12 protein-coding genes and 2 pseudogenes are annotated in these 13,177 nt (G+C 60.0%); 8 read left to right on the forward strand and 6 right to left on the reverse strand.

Annotated elements, in window-relative coordinates; all coding sequences use genetic code 11:
• Positions 1-322: 322 nt before the first annotated feature.
• Both IPI80_RS15065 and IPI80_RS15070 read right to left on the reverse strand, forming a co-directional pair.
• A complete protein-coding gene (locus IPI80_RS15065; RefSeq protein WP_413861500.1) occupies positions 323-1,516 on the reverse strand; it encodes an IS91 family transposase in 1,194 nt (397 codons plus the stop codon).
• 9 nt (positions 1,517-1,525) lie between these two features.
• The gene (locus IPI80_RS15070) at positions 1,526-2,401 is read right to left on the reverse strand and encodes a tyrosine-type recombinase/integrase (RefSeq protein WP_413861502.1); all 876 of its coding nucleotides are present in this window, start codon (positions 2,399-2,401) and stop codon (positions 1,526-1,528) included.
• A gap of 125 nt (positions 2,402-2,526) precedes the next feature.
• Here IPI80_RS15070 and IPI80_RS15075 point away from each other — a divergent pair.
• The 4 genes and pseudogenes from IPI80_RS15075 to groL all read left to right on the forward strand — a co-directional run.
• Positions 2,527-3,018 (forward strand): annotated as a pseudogene (locus tag IPI80_RS15075) (RIO1 family regulatory kinase/ATPase); the annotation flags it as partial.
• A gap of 442 nt (positions 3,019-3,460) precedes the next feature.
• Positions 3,461-3,949 carry a hypothetical protein gene (locus tag IPI80_RS15080; RefSeq protein WP_413861504.1) on the forward strand — a complete coding sequence of 163 codons (489 nt, stop codon included), beginning with the start codon at positions 3,461-3,463 and terminating at the stop codon, positions 3,947-3,949.
• Between the two features lie 208 nt (positions 3,950-4,157).
• Positions 4,158-4,448: a co-chaperone GroES gene (locus IPI80_RS15085; RefSeq protein WP_413861506.1), complete on the forward strand. Its 291-nt coding sequence runs from the start codon at positions 4,158-4,160 to the stop codon at positions 4,446-4,448.
• Between the two features lie 30 nt (positions 4,449-4,478).
• On the forward strand, positions 4,479-6,122 hold the full coding sequence (groL, locus tag IPI80_RS15090; RefSeq protein ID WP_413861508.1) for a chaperonin GroEL: 1,644 nt from the start codon (positions 4,479-4,481) through the stop codon (positions 6,120-6,122).
• A gap of 99 nt (positions 6,123-6,221) precedes the next feature.
• Here the strand turns inward: groL and IPI80_RS15095 are convergent, their stop codons facing one another.
• Positions 6,222-6,389, reverse strand: a complete 168-nt coding sequence (locus tag IPI80_RS15095) for a DUF3149 domain-containing protein (protein WP_413861510.1) — start codon at positions 6,387-6,389, stop codon at positions 6,222-6,224.
• A gap of 130 nt (positions 6,390-6,519) precedes the next feature.
• On the opposite strand from IPI80_RS15095, the gene IPI80_RS15100 reads away from it, so the two are divergent.
• Together IPI80_RS15100 and IPI80_RS15105 are read left to right on the forward strand one after the other, a co-directional pair.
• On the forward strand, positions 6,520-8,430 hold the full coding sequence (locus tag IPI80_RS15100) for a patatin-like phospholipase family protein (protein WP_413861512.1): 1,911 nt from the start codon (positions 6,520-6,522) through the stop codon (positions 8,428-8,430).
• Between the two features lie 4 nt (positions 8,431-8,434).
• Positions 8,435-8,767, forward strand: coding sequence for a hypothetical protein (locus IPI80_RS15105; protein ID WP_413861514.1), 333 nt, complete (start codon positions 8,435-8,437; stop codon positions 8,765-8,767).
• Positions 8,768-8,771: 4 nt separating this feature from the next.
• Here the strand turns inward: IPI80_RS15105 and IPI80_RS15110 are convergent, their stop codons facing one another.
• From IPI80_RS15110 to IPI80_RS15120, 3 genes are read right to left on the reverse strand one after another with little or no spacing between them, the layout of a single operon-like run.
• Positions 8,772-9,872 (reverse strand): protein-glutamate methylesterase/protein-glutamine glutaminase, encoded by a 1,101-nt coding sequence (locus tag IPI80_RS15110; protein ID WP_413861516.1) that lies wholly within the window; start codon positions 9,870-9,872, stop codon positions 8,772-8,774.
• Between the two features lie 18 nt (positions 9,873-9,890).
• Complete coding sequence (gene cheD / locus IPI80_RS15115) at positions 9,891-10,625, reverse strand: chemoreceptor glutamine deamidase CheD (protein ID WP_413861518.1); 735 nt, start codon at positions 10,623-10,625, stop codon at positions 9,891-9,893.
• Between the two features lie 25 nt (positions 10,626-10,650).
• Positions 10,651-11,490 (reverse strand): CheR family methyltransferase, encoded by an 840-nt coding sequence (locus IPI80_RS15120; protein WP_413861520.1) that lies wholly within the window; start codon positions 11,488-11,490, stop codon positions 10,651-10,653.
• 305 nt (positions 11,491-11,795) lie between these two features.
• On the opposite strand from IPI80_RS15120, the gene IPI80_RS15125 reads away from it, so the two are divergent.
• Together IPI80_RS15125 and IPI80_RS15130 are read left to right on the forward strand one after the other, a co-directional pair.
• The gene (locus IPI80_RS15125; RefSeq protein ID WP_413861522.1) at positions 11,796-12,479 is read left to right on the forward strand and encodes a GGDEF domain-containing protein; all 684 of its coding nucleotides are present in this window, start codon (positions 11,796-11,798) and stop codon (positions 12,477-12,479) included.
• Positions 12,476-13,177: pseudogene (locus IPI80_RS15130) on the forward strand (MinD/ParA family protein); the annotation flags it as partial. The gene IPI80_RS15125 and the pseudogene IPI80_RS15130, both read left to right, overlap by 4 nt.

Genomic DNA, 13,177 nt, shown 5'->3' on the forward strand with positions numbered 1-13,177 from the left:
GCGTTTATCTGACGCTGCGGCAGCGTTGGGCAAGGGGCGCGGTGGTGCATGGCGTCAGATAAACCCTGTTGAACTGAACCGCCGCTCGGTGGGCGTATAGGGCAGTATAGGTTTCAAGTCCGCTGGTGGACAACCCAGATGTGGTGCGGCAGGCGCATGGGGCTGTGGTCGGGCGGGTGTGATGAGCAGCTTGGCGTGATCGAGCCCGTTGAGCAGGACGCATGGAGGCTCATTTGGCGCCTGCATGGCCATGGCGCGCAGGAGTGCTGCGGCCGTGCCTGTGGCGCAGCCCAGGGGGATCGATGTGGGGTGCGCAGCGCCATCACGGCGGCCCCCTGCAAGGCGTGGGCACCAGCGCCTTGCGTGCCATGGGGGTGGCCGCGCGTTGCTCGACGACCAGCCATCGACCGGTGGGACAGTGAGGGCAGCGGGAGATCTCGATGGCGGCGACGCGCCGCATGAAGGCCTGAGCGTCTTGGCGAGCGGCGGGGTTGGCCGCAGGCATGGCCAGCAGTTGCCTGGCCATGTGCAGGCGCGCGGTCTTGGCCGCAGGAGCCAGCAGGCCATAGTGTCGGATGCGCTTGAAGCCCTGGGGCAAGACATGCTGCAGGAACCTGCCGATGAACTGAGTGCCTGGCATGGCCATGACCCGCTTGCCGCCGGAGCTGTCAGCGCGCACGCGCATGAGCACGTGGCCGTTCCTGATACTCACCAGGCGCTCATTGCCGATGGCGGTTCGGTGCGTGTAGCGGGCCAGGTACTCCAGCACCGCAGGGGCACCATCCAAAGGCGTCTTGGCGTAGACCACCCACTCATGTTTGCGCAAGGCCTGTGTGCGTAGGCGCTGCAGATCTGGGGTGGCGGCGGGATCGCGTGGCAATGCGCCCGATTCGCTGGCGCGCTGCAAGGCCTGCATGAACTTGCCGCGCAGCACCTTGGACAGCGCCTGCACGGGGAAGAGGAAGGTGGGCGAGCGTTTGGGGTGGACCCAAGAGCCCTGGCCATCGGCATCGAGCGCCATGGCGCCACAAGCCATCAGGGCGTGCACGTGGAGGTGGCGACGCAGATCCTGCGTCCAGGTATGCAGCACCAGAGAGAATGCGCCCACCCCGCCAAGCCAGCGTGGGTTGGCCGCGAACTCGGTGAGCGTGGCTGCGGTGCACTGCATGAGCGTGTCATAGACCCAGCGCGGGTGAGCTGCGGCCAAGGCGTTGAGCTCATGGGGCAGCGTGAAGACCAGGTGACAGTAGGGGACGTTGAGCAACTCCGAGACCCGGTCTGCGCGCCATTGATCCCGAGCGCGGCTCTGGCAAGTGGGGCAATGGCGATTGCGGCAGGAGTGCCAGCGCCACTGCTCGGCGGCACAGCCATCGCAGCGCATGCGCTGGCCACCCAGGGCGGGGGTGCGGCACGAGACGATGGCACGCCAGACCCGCTCGTGCATGGCGCTGAGCGAGTGGTGGTCAACAAAGGCAGGGCCGAAGTGCTCAAGCACCTTGGCCAGGGTGGTGCCCACGGTGAGATATCAGTGCGGCGTGAGCGAGGGCAGCGCGCTGAGCAAGGCCAGCGGGTGGTTGCTGCGAGCCCCATCGGGCGCCCCCGGCTTGGCCAGATGCAGGTAGCGCGTGGTGGTGGTGATGTGGTTGTGTCCCAGCCATTGCTGCAAGCTGTAGAGGTCCAGACCCGCTTCGAGCAAGTGGGTGGCGTAGCAATGGCGCAGGGTGTGGATGCCACCTCGCTTGGTGATGCTGGCCTGAGCACGAGCGGCCTGGTACCAGCGCTGGGGGGTGATGCAGTTCAGGGGCTGGTTGGGGGTCTGCGCACGGAAGAAGAGCCACTCTTGCGGGTGCGCCAGGCGCCACCATGAGCGCAAGACCTCCAGCACGTCGGCACTCATGGGGACGTAGCGATCCTTGCCACCCTTGCCCTGCTCAACGCGGATGCACATGCGGTCGCTGTGGCTGTCGATGTCAGCCACGCGCAGGTGGCACAACTCGGACAGGCGCAGGCCTGTGCCGTAGGCCAGCATGAAGAAGGTGCGCGCCTTGGGGTGCCTGGCTGCGGCCATCAGGCCAGCGATCTCCTGGCGCGAGAGGATCTCGGGCAGGCGTTGCGGGGCAGGGGCCAGAGGGATCTGGAAGACGCCGCGATCACGCTCAAGCACCTGGATGTAGAGAAACCTGAAGGCGCAGCCGTACTGGTTGACGGTGGAGCGCGAGAGTTTGCGCTCGTTGAGCAGGTGCAGCAAATAGGCCTGAACCTGATGGGCGTTGAGCGCATCGGGGCTGCATCGGTGGTACTGAGCCAGGCGGGCCACCGCCTCGATGTAGGCTTCCTGAGTTCTGGCTGCCATGCCGCGCAATTGCATCGCGCCCAGCATGCGTTGACGAAGTGGAGTCATGGCCGTCACCTTCAATCTCGCCCGGGCACATGCCCGTGGGGATCAAGGTCGGCTCATTTGGCAGCTTGCGCAAGCCGTCCCAGCCGCGCCATACTCGTTGCGTTGAACCACCGCGTCAGCGGTTTAATGGCGTGTTGTTGATGGAGTTGGTGGCTGATGCCGAAGGCGATGCGGCGCCACGTCTCAACGATGTTTGCTTCACAGCGCAAGAAGCGCGAGACCATCACGCAACCTTGTTGACCGAAGTGGTTCGCATGTTGTGTGCTGGCGTGGTGCACGGCGACTTGTCTGAGTTCAATATCCTGTTGGCTCAGGATGGCCCGGTCATCATTGACCTGCCGCAGGCCGTTGACGCAGCCGGTAACAACCATGCCAAACGCATGTTGTTGCGAGACGTGGCCAATCTGCGCGACTTCTTCGGTGGGTTTGCGCCCGATTTGCTATCCAGCCACTACGGGCCCGAAATCTGGGCGCTGTATGAACAAGGTGCGCTGACTCCAGAGACACCGTTGTCCGGCCAGTTTGTGCAGCCAGCAGGGCCCGTCGATCTGGATGGGGTCATTCGTGAAATTGACGATGCCCTGGATGAAGAAGCCATGGCCTTTCGCCGTGTTCAGGACTTGCCCTGTTTCGCTCACATGAGTCACCTTGCCGGCCAAATACTCGGCCGCGACGATGCCGCCCTTGACCAGTTCAAAGTAGTCAATCACGTTCCAACTATCAAAGATCACAGTCTTGTTGCTCAGGCCAGTGGCGCTGACGTCATAGCGCAGCACCTGCGACAGGCCAACGAAGGTGGGTGGATTGGCCCCGATGTACAACTGCTTGTTGTGAAACTTCAGCCCGTTTGCCGTGCAAAACGGGAATTTGTGAAACTCCTTTTCTTCAGCCACGGCAAACCGACCCGACAAGGTGATGCGCCAAACGGCACCAGCACTGAGCAAGGTGGTGTTGGCGTAGTACAGGTGTCCGGCGCCATCTGAGGCCAGGCTGTTGGGGAAGCCCTTGTCATGAAGGGCCGCAATCTCCGTCATCGTCGCCGCGCTGGAGGCCAGGTCCATGGCCAGCAAGTGTTTGGGCGCCGATGGCATCAAGGTGTTTTCTGCGCAGGTCGCGTACAGGGTGTTGGCGTATTCAGTCAGCCCGGTGAAAAAGCAGGCCGTCGTTGACGCATTGCTGAATTGCGTTGGCACCTTGACGGCTGATTTGATGCCGCCCGTGGTCTTGATCTCAAACAGTGCACCGTTGGTTGATACAAAGGTACGGCCCGCCGAAGTTTGCACTGCGTTTTCCGCTTTGGGCAATGCTGTGACTTGGGCGACTTGTGTGGTCGCTGCACCTGCCACCGCCGTTGTCAGTGCCAAAGCGGCACCCGTGGCAGCAGTCCTCCATGTCGAAATTTGTCGTACTTGCATTCGTCGTCTCATTGATCTTGTTGCCGACCCTGTCCGTGGCTGGCTGTACGGAACAGATGGATGTGATCTGTTGAATGCAATGTATTTCTGTGGGGCGTGTCTGTTTATTGGTGGTGATACGAATATCACTTGATGATGCGAGATGGCAGTACCTGCAAACCCACATTACTTGCAATTTTTTGCCAGCCTCTTATAGAATCATTAGCACTCGATCCTGATGAGTGCTAACAAGGCTGTGCGAACGGTCGGTTAGACCATCGGGTTCGCTATGAAAAGTGAAGTGAGCGTGTGCTTACTTCTGTTTTTGTTCAACCGATGTCTCACTATAGACAGGAGTAACGATGAAATTGCGTCCTCTGCACGATCGCGTGATCGTCAAGCGTTTGGAAAACGAAACCAAGACCGCCCTGGGCATCATCATCCCCGACAACGCCGCTGAAAAGCCTGATCAAGGCGAAATCCTGGCCGTCGGTCCTGGCAAGCGCAACGACAAGGGTGACTTCGTCGCCCTGAACGTGGCTGTGGGTGACCGCGTCCTGTTCGGCAAGTACTCTGGCCAGACCGTCAAGGTCGACGGCGAAGAGCTGCTGGTGATGCGTGAAGAAGACCTGTTCGCTGTGGTGAACAAGTAAACCCCTACATACTGAATTCGGAGAATACAAATGGCAGCAAAAGACGTCGTCTTCGGCGGTGAAGCACGTGCTCGCATGGTCGAGGGTGTGAACATCCTGGCCAACGCAGTCAAAGTGACCCTGGGCCCTAAGGGCCGTAACGTGGTTCTGGAGCGCTCGTTCGGCGCCCCTACCGTGACCAAGGACGGTGTGTCCGTGGCCAAGGAAGTCGAACTGAAAGACAAGCTGCAGAACATGGGCGCTCAGATGGTCAAGGAAGTTGCTTCCAAGACTTCTGACAACGCTGGTGACGGCACCACCACTGCTACCGTGCTGGCTCAAGCCATCGTGCGCGAAGGCATGAAGTACGTGGCCGCTGGCATGAACCCCATGGACCTGAAGCGCGGTATCGACAAGGCTGTTGCAGCCCTGATCACCGAGCTGAAGAAGCAATCCAAGCCCACCACCACCTCCAAGGAAATCGCTCAAGTTGGCACCATCTCTGCCAACTCTGATTCCGACGTCGGCGAAATCATCGCCAACGCCATGGACAAGGTCGGCAAGGAAGGCGTCATCACCGTTGAAGACGGCAAGAGCCTGAACAACGAGCTGGACGTTGTCGAAGGTATGCAATTCGACCGCGGCTACCTGTCGCCTTACTTCATCAACAACCCAGAGAAGCAAGCCGCTCTGTTGGACAACCCTTTCGTGCTGCTGTACGACAAGAAGATCTCCAACATCCGTGACCTGCTGCCTACCCTGGAGCAAGTTGCCAAGGCTGGCCGCCCACTGCTGATCATTGCTGAAGAAGTCGACGGCGAAGCCCTGGCTACTTTGGTCGTGAACACCATCCGCGGCATCCTGAAGGTTGTGGCTGTGAAGGCTCCTGGCTTCGGCGACCGCCGCAAGGCCATGCTGGAAGACATCGCCATCCTGACTGGCGGCAAGGTCATCGCTGAAGAAGTCGGCATGGCTTTGGACAAGGTCACTCTGGCTGACCTGGGTCAAGCCAAGCGCGTTGAAGTGGGCAAGGAAAACACCACCATCATCGACGGCGCTGGTGAAGCTGCTGACATCGAAGCTCGCGTCAAGCAAATCCGCATCCAGATCGAAGAAGCCACCAGCGACTACGATCGTGAAAAGATGCAAGAGCGCGTGGCCAAGTTGGCTGGCGGCGTTGCCGTGATCAAGGTTGGCGCTGCCACCGAAGTCGAAATGAAGGAAAAGAAGGCCCGCGTTGAAGACGCCCTGCACGCTACTCGCGCTGCTGTGGAAGAAGGCGTGGTTCCTGGCGGTGGCGTGGCTCTGCTGCGTGCCAAGCAAGCTGCTGGCACCATCAAGGGTGACAACGCTGACCAAGACGCTGGCATCAAGCTGGTGCTCAAGGCCATCGAAGCCCCTCTGCGCGAAATCGTGGGCAACGCCGGTGGCGAGCCTTCGGTTGTTGTGAACGCCGTGCTGAGCGGTTCGGGCACCTACGGCTTCAACGCTGCCAACGACACCTACGGCGACATGATCGAAATGGGCATCCTGGATCCAACCAAGGTGACCCGTACAGCTCTGCAAAACGCCGCTTCGGTGTCTTCGCTGATGCTGACCACCGAGTGCATGATCTCGGAATCGCCTAAGGACGACGCTCCTGCCGGTATGCCTGACATGGGCGGCATGGGTGGTATGGGCGGCATGGGCATGTAATGCTCATCAGAAAGCGGCGAAAGCCGCTTTCGCCCAGCGTGCCAAAGCGCTAACGAAAAAGCCTCCCGATGGGAGGCTTTTTTCATGGGCGAAGGGGATTCAAGCCTTGGCTTTGGCTCGCAGTTCGCGCTCATGGGCTTCGGTGTCTTCCTTGACGTGACGCGCTACGAAACGAGCGATGTAACCCAGCATGGCGAACATGAAGGCAAGGCCAGCCAAGCTCATCAGGCCGTAGTCAGTGGTCAGGAAGTCTTTCAAAGCTTGCATCGTTGTGCTCCAGCGGTCTAATTAAGTGCTATCTGACTCCTAAAGCTGCAGGCACATCCTGATTCAAATCAAGTTTCGTGACGCTGCGCGTTGTCCCTGGAAGGGGACTTTGAGCAGGCACAATGTTCAGATGAATCCCGTGTCCCGATTCCTGTTGTCTGGAGTGTTGTTGGCCTGTGCACTCGGTGGGTCAGGCGCGAGTCATGCCCAAGCACGGCCCAAAATCGGATTGGTTCTGTCAGGTGGTGGGGCCCGAGGACTGGCCCACGTCGGGGTGCTCAAAGTGCTGGAACGTGAACGCATTCCGGTGGATGTGGTTGCTGGCACCTCCATGGGTGCGATCGTGGGGGGCTTGTATGCCAGTGGCCTGTCCGCCCAGGATGTCGAGGCCGAAGTCCTCAAGCTGGACTGGAACAATGTGTTCGCCACCCGGGTGGATCGGCGCGATTTGTCTCAGCGCCGCAAAGAGCAAGACTTTGAGGTCTCACCTCTGATTGAAATCGGTATCGGAGCGGATGGTTTGAGGGCACCCCTGGGTTCGGTATCCAGTCGTGGCCTGGAGGCGCATTTGCGGCGCCTGACCTTGTCGGCCCGTCAGGTCAAAGATTTTGATCAGTTGCCCACGCCGTTTCGCGCCGTGTCCACCGACATGGAGTCTGGCCAAGCCGTGATCATGCACGATGGCGATTTGGCCACGGCACTGCGATCGAGCATGTCGGTGCCGGGGGTGTTTTCTCCCTTGGAGGTCAACGGCCGTATCCTGGGCGATGGTGGTCTGGTCAACAACACGCCAGTGGATGTGGCCAGGTCGATGGGGGCGCAGCGCCTGATCGTGGTCAACATCGGCACGCCTTTGTCCAAGCGTGAGACATTGAATTCGCTCACAGGCGTGACCAGTCAGATGATCAACATCCTGACTGAGCAAAACGTGCAGCAAAGTCTGCGCTTGATGCATGCGGATGATGTGTTGATTGCGCCAGAGTTGGATGGCCTGACGGCGGCGGATTTCGACAAGGCTCGCGAGTTCATGCTGCGTGGTGAGTTGCAGGCAGAAGCCTTGGTGCTGCGCATGCAAGACCTCAAGCTCAGTGAGACTGAGTACGAGGCTTGGAAAGCGCTGCGCAAGCAGCGTGAGGCCACGCCAGCCCCCTTGGCCTTCGTGAATTTTGAAGGCTCCAAATTGACGCAACCGCAGGTTCGATCGGATGTCTTGTCCAGTCAGCCGGGTGACGTGTTTGATTTGGCCAAGGCTGAACGAGACATCACGGTGTTGGCCGCCACGGGTGACTATCAACGCACCGATTACCGCCTTGTTCGTACACCCGCAGGGGAGGGCTTGGTTTTTGACCTGGAAGACAAGCCCTGGGGGCCGGATTACCTGCAAATGGGCTTGGACTTCAGTGCCGACAACCAGGGCCGCAGTGCGTTCAATTTGAAGCTGGTGCACAACCGCCATTGGCTGGATTCACACGGCAGTGAGTGGCGCAATTTTTTGCGTTTGGGAACGTCCCCTGCACTTGGCACGGAGTGGTATCGCCCGATGGAGTGGCGTTTGCCAGATGGGCTCAGCGGGTTCATTGCCGCATCGGCCGTGACGCAGCGGCGCACCTTGTCATACTTTGAGGACCCCAATGGTGCGCTCAGTGCCAGCATCGACCGCAGTTCAACCGGAGGCGCTTTAGAAGCCGGTGTGAACTGGCGTGAGCTGGGTGAATGGCGTCTGGGTTGGATCGATGAGTCGTGGCGTGATGACCCTACATTGATCTCAGCCCAATCCCAGGCGCTGTCCGGCAGCCGTCGTTGGCGGGAGCAAGGCTGGCGCGTGCGCATGGTGTTTGATCAGTTGGACCATGCGTACTTCCCAACAGGTGGCTGGCGCCTGGAAGGGCGTTGGATGCAAGGCAAGAGCTTGTCTCGTGATGACGTGCAGACCGGCTATGCCCGTGATGGCGAAATGCGGTACATGGACTTGCAAGGGCAGTTTGCGCGATCGTGGGGAACCCACACCCTGCAAGGGTACGGGCATTCTGGCCTTGTCTGACGGTGTGCAACGTCAGGTCCCGCGTTGGGGCTTGGGTGGCTTTCAGCAACTGTCGGGCTACACGCCATTCCAAGTCAGTGGCGCGCAATTGGCTCTGGTCAGGCTGGGCTATCAGATTCGGGTGACAGACCTGGCTTTGACGCGTGGCGTGTTTGTGGGCGCCAGCGTTGAAGTGGGCAATGCCTGGGATCGCCCTCAAGACGTTTGGCACGGTGCCAAACGCAAGGGCTTGAGTCTGTATCTTGGGGCCGATACGGCCTTTGGGCCGGTGTACACAGCGGTGGCGACCAGCCCCGGTGTGGGGCCGACCTTGATGCTGTTTGTGGGCCGCCCCTGAAAACTCAAACGCGGCTGAGTGCCTGGCCCACGGTGGCGCGCAGATGATCCACCACGTGGTTGGCGATCTTGTTCAAAGGCAGGACCTCTTGAACGGCGCCCGCAGCAATCGCTTCACGCGGCATGCCAAACACGACGCAGCTGGCTTCGTCTTGGGCCACGCAGTAGGCGCCCGCATCACGCATTTCGCGCATGGCCTTGGCACCGTCGGCGCCCATGCCTGTCAGCATGATGCCCAGGGCGTTGGGGCCCACCACACGTGCGGCTGATTTGAACAGCACCTCCACGCTGGGCTTGTGGCGGTTCACGGGCTCGCCATCTTGCACACGGGCGATGTAGTTGGCGCCTGATCGTTCCACACTCAAGTGCAAACCACCTGGGGCAATGTAGGCATGCCCCGGCAAAATCCGCTCGCCGTCTTGCGCTTCTTTGACGCTGATCTTGCACAGGCTGTCCAGGCGCGCCGCGTAGTTGCGGGTGAAGCCGGGTGGCATGTGCTGTGTGATCACCACGCCAGGGAAGTCCGCAGGCAAGGCCATCAACACTTCCTTGGTGGCTTCGGTGCCACCCGTGGAGGCACCAATGAACACCAGCTTTTCTGTCGACAGGCGGCCCATCGTGGCCCCGCCAGTGGGTTTGACGGCAGGGGCACCGGGCGCCGTGGCTGTTGCCGCGTTTGGCGCAGGCGCATGCAAGCGATTGATACGTGCTTTGGATGCAATCCGGATCTTGTCGGTGATGTCATCGGCCAGTTGGCGCAAGCCATCGGCCACGCCAATTTTGGGTTTGGCGACAAAGTCGATGGCACCCAATTCGAGCGCCTTCAACGTGACATCGGCGCCGCGCTCGGTCAGTGTGGACACCATCACCACCGGCATCGGGCGCAGGCGCATCAGCTTGGATAAGAAGTCGATGCCATCCATGCGGGGCATTTCTACGTCCAAGGTGATGACGTCCGGGTTCATGTTGCGAATCATCTCGCGGGCGACCAGGGGGTCCGCCGCTGCGGCAATGCATTCCATGTCCGGCTGTCGGTTGATGATCTCTGTCAGCATGCTGCGAACCAGTGCTGAATCGTCCACCACGATCACGCGTGTTTTGGCCATGGTGTCTCTCCTTAATAATCAGAACAAATCGATGGAACCGCCACCCGTCGAAGCCGGCGCCACCTTTTGTGCGGCGATGCGTTCTTGCTGAACGATGGCGTCCGGATTGGTCGGGGCCAGGCGCTTGACCATGGCTTTGCCGCTATGCGGGAAGAAACACACTTTGCGTGGGTAGATTTCCAGCACATCCTTCGATACAACTGGGATGCGTTCGGTTTTGAGGTACTCCATCACGAAGGCGGTATTGCGCTCGCCCACGTTGATGCTGTTCATGCCGCTGATCACTGCGCCGCCACCAAATACCTTGGCTTCCAGCGTCATGCGCGATGCGCCCATCTTGAGCATTTCGTTGATCAGCAATTCCATCGCGTACGAGCCGTAGCGGCCGGAATCACTGGCGCCGCCACCGTTGTCGGGCAGCATGAAGTGGTTCATGCCGCCAATCTTGGCTTGGCGGTCCCACAGGCAGGTGGCAATGCACGAGCCCAGCGTGGTCATGATCAACACGTCTTCGTTGAATACGAAGTACTCACCGGGCAGCACCTTCACAGCTTCAGCCTGAAAGTGCGCGTCGTAAAAGAAGAACGAGGCCTCACCCGGTTTCGGGATGCGGACCTTCAAACGCTCCAGCCGGTCACGGCGGGCGTTCAAGCCAGAGCTGGCCAAGATCCCGCCCGTTGGGGAGCCTGCCAGTGCGCTAGCGGCCAAGCCCCCTGCGGGGCGGGCGGTGCTCAAAGAGGAGGTGCTGATCATGTCTGTCCCTTGTCTCCTGGCTTATTCAAACCCGGTCGTAAACCGTCTTCCCGCGTAGCTGGAAGAGGTCGCGCGACTCTGTGAAATTCTCGGAATGCCCCACAAACAACATGCCCTGGGGTTTCATGACTTTGTGAATGCGCTCCAGCACCTTGCGCTGCGTGGGGGCATCGAAATAGATCATCACGTTGCGGCAAAACACGATGTCAAAGGGCTCGCCCAATTGCCATTGCGTCTGCATCAAATTGAAGGGGCGGAACTCGACCATGCGGGCCAGCTCTGGCTTGACTCGGATGGAGCCTGAGTTATTGCCTTTGCCGCGCAAAAAGAAAGTGCGCAAGCGCTGGGCATCCAGGCCTCGGGTGTTGGCGTCATAGACGCCACGTGAGGCGGTCGCCAGCACGTTGGTGTCAATGTCACTGGCAATGATCTTGACCGGGGCGTGAAGGCCCAGGTTTTCCGCGGCAGTGATGGCCAGCGAATAGGGCTCTTCACCGGTGGATGAGGCACAGCACCAGATCCGGGTTGGCTGTGCGCCACGCTTTTTCAGGTGCTCGGCCAGGGTGTGAAAGTGGTGCTCTTCGCGGAAGAAGGAGGTCAGGTTGGTGGTCAGGCAATTCGTGAATTCTTGCCATTCCTGGTCCCCTTGAGGGCCCGTGACGTTTTCCAACCATTGCAAATAGGCATCAAAAGACTGGTGGCCTGTCTCACGCAGGCGCCGTGACAGGCGGCTGTAAACCATGGCATGTTTGCCATCGTTCAGGCTGATGCCGGCCCGCCCGTAGATGAGCTTGCGCACGCGCTCGAAGTCGCGGTCCGAGAAATTGAACTCCCGGTCAACGGTCTGAGAGGTGGTGTCCGCCATGGAAATAGCCATTTGAAATCACAATGTAAAAAGCCAACACGGGTGACTGAGATAGGCGCCCATTGGGATATCGGTCATCCCCGGGTGGTCTTGAGTCCATCCGCTCATCACAGGATGCCTGTTGCCAAGGTGTTGTTGCGCTTGGATTTCCTGGGGTAAAGCCCCTCATATCCGGCCTTTGCCAACAGGCGTCCTGCTAGACTTGGTCATGGATCAGTTCACCTCAGTGGAGTCCATCATCGCCTCCATGCATCCTCATTCAGAACCCGTTCAGGACGCAGCCTCTGAGGGGGTTGCGCCTGGAGGTGGCCCTCAATCTGCTCAGCCAAGCTGGCTGGGTGGCGCCCGCCGCTGCCCAACCTGGCACAACCGAGTGGTTGCAAGCCATCTTGGACGGTTTGTGTGACGTCTCCAGCCGGGACGCTTTGACTGGCCTGGCCAACCGCCGCCAGTTCGAAGCCGCCATCAACCGAGAAGTGGACCGGGTTGCCCGTAACGGCGAGCCCGCTTTGCTGCTGGTGCTGGACATTGACCACTTTAAAAAGGTCAACGACACCCACGGCCATGCTGCGGGCGACGAGGTCATCAAGGCGGTGGCTGGGGCCTTGCAAGACTGCGTGCGTCCCATGGACACCGTGGCACGGGTAGGCGGAGAAGAATTTGCCATCATCTTGCCCAATTGCCCGCCGGCTTTTGGTCAGACTGTGGCGGAGCGGATTCGCAAAAAAGTGGCGACCAAGGATGTGGCCATCATCGGTGGAGAGACCTTGTCGGTCACGATCAGCCTAGGAGGCGCCTTTGCCCCACAGTGGGTTCGCTCATCAGCGGTCTTGTGGACCGAACGGGCTGACCAGCAACTTTATAAAGCCAAGGCCAATGGCCGTAACCAGACTTGTCTGGAAATGCCACCGCTCACCGTGGTGAGCGCTGAAGAGAAGGGCCTGCTGTTTGCTGGCTTGACTCAACCTGAACCCAACACCACGGAATGATGGCCTCCATGTCCACATCTGCAACATCTACCCCATCCAGCACCACGCCCAGTACCACGAGGTTGGCTCGCACGGTGGCGATCACCAGCGGCAAGGGTGGTGTCGGTAAAACTTTCGTCAGCGCCAACCTGGCAGCTGCCTTGACCCGACAGGGCCTCAAAGTACTCGTGCTGGATGCCGACCTCGGCTTGGCCAACCTGGACGTGGTGCTCAACCTTCATCCCAAGATCACCCTGCGATGTGTTCACGGCAAGCCGAGTTGGAAGAGGCCATCTTGCCCGCGCCGGGCGGCTTCTCGGTCTTGCTGGCTGGCTCAGGCTTGGTTGGAAAATACTCCCGACTGACCCCTGAGGTGCGTGACCAACTGCACAGCATCATGGAAGCCGTCAAGCCGCGCTTTGACGTGCTGCTGATTGACACCGGTGCGGGCATTTCTGACGTGGTGCTCTATGCCGTGTCCTTGGCTCATGAGGTACTGGTGGTGGCCACGCCCGAACCCACCTCGATGACCGATGCCTACGCCACCATCAAGGTGCTGTGGTCGCAGCAAAGCCGTGACCAGATCAACTTGGTCGTCAACCAGGTGACCCGATCGGGTGATGGCCGCGCCATCTGCAACCAGTTGCAGCAAGTGGTGGATCGCTTCGTGCAATCGCCTTCCGGGCAATCTCCCCGCCTGAACTTCATTGGCGATGTGC

The sequence above is a fragment of the Candidatus Aalborgicola defluviihabitans genome (assembly GCF_016705985.1).
Taxonomy (GTDB): domain Bacteria; phylum Pseudomonadota; class Gammaproteobacteria; order Burkholderiales; family Burkholderiaceae_C; genus Allorhodoferax; species Allorhodoferax defluviihabitans.

Excerpts from the sequence above, each read along its gene's own strand:
- IPI80_RS15070 (WP_413861502.1), bottom strand. The coding sequence starts at position 2,401 with ATGACTCCACTTCGTCAACGCATGCTGGGCGCGATGCAATTGCGCGGC.
- IPI80_RS15080 (WP_413861504.1), top strand. The coding sequence starts at position 3,461 with ATGGCCAGCAAGTGTTTGGGCGCCGATGGCATCAAGGTGTTTTCTGCG.
- IPI80_RS15085 (WP_413861506.1), top strand. The coding sequence starts at position 4,158 with ATGAAATTGCGTCCTCTGCACGATCGCGTGATCGTCAAGCGTTTGGAA.
- groL (WP_413861508.1), top strand. The coding sequence starts at position 4,479 with ATGGCAGCAAAAGACGTCGTCTTCGGCGGTGAAGCACGTGCTCGCATG.
- IPI80_RS15095 (WP_413861510.1), bottom strand. The coding sequence starts at position 6,389 with ATGCAAGCTTTGAAAGACTTCCTGACCACTGACTACGGCCTGATGAGC.
- IPI80_RS15100 (WP_413861512.1), top strand. The coding sequence starts at position 6,520 with ATGAATCCCGTGTCCCGATTCCTGTTGTCTGGAGTGTTGTTGGCCTGT.
- IPI80_RS15110 (WP_413861516.1), bottom strand. The coding sequence starts at position 9,872 with ATGGCCAAAACACGCGTGATCGTGGTGGACGATTCAGCACTGGTTCGC.
- cheD (WP_413861518.1), bottom strand. The coding sequence starts at position 10,625 with ATGATCAGCACCTCCTCTTTGAGCACCGCCCGCCCCGCAGGGGGCTTG.
- IPI80_RS15120 (WP_413861520.1), bottom strand. The coding sequence starts at position 11,490 with ATGGCGGACACCACCTCTCAGACCGTTGACCGGGAGTTCAATTTCTCG.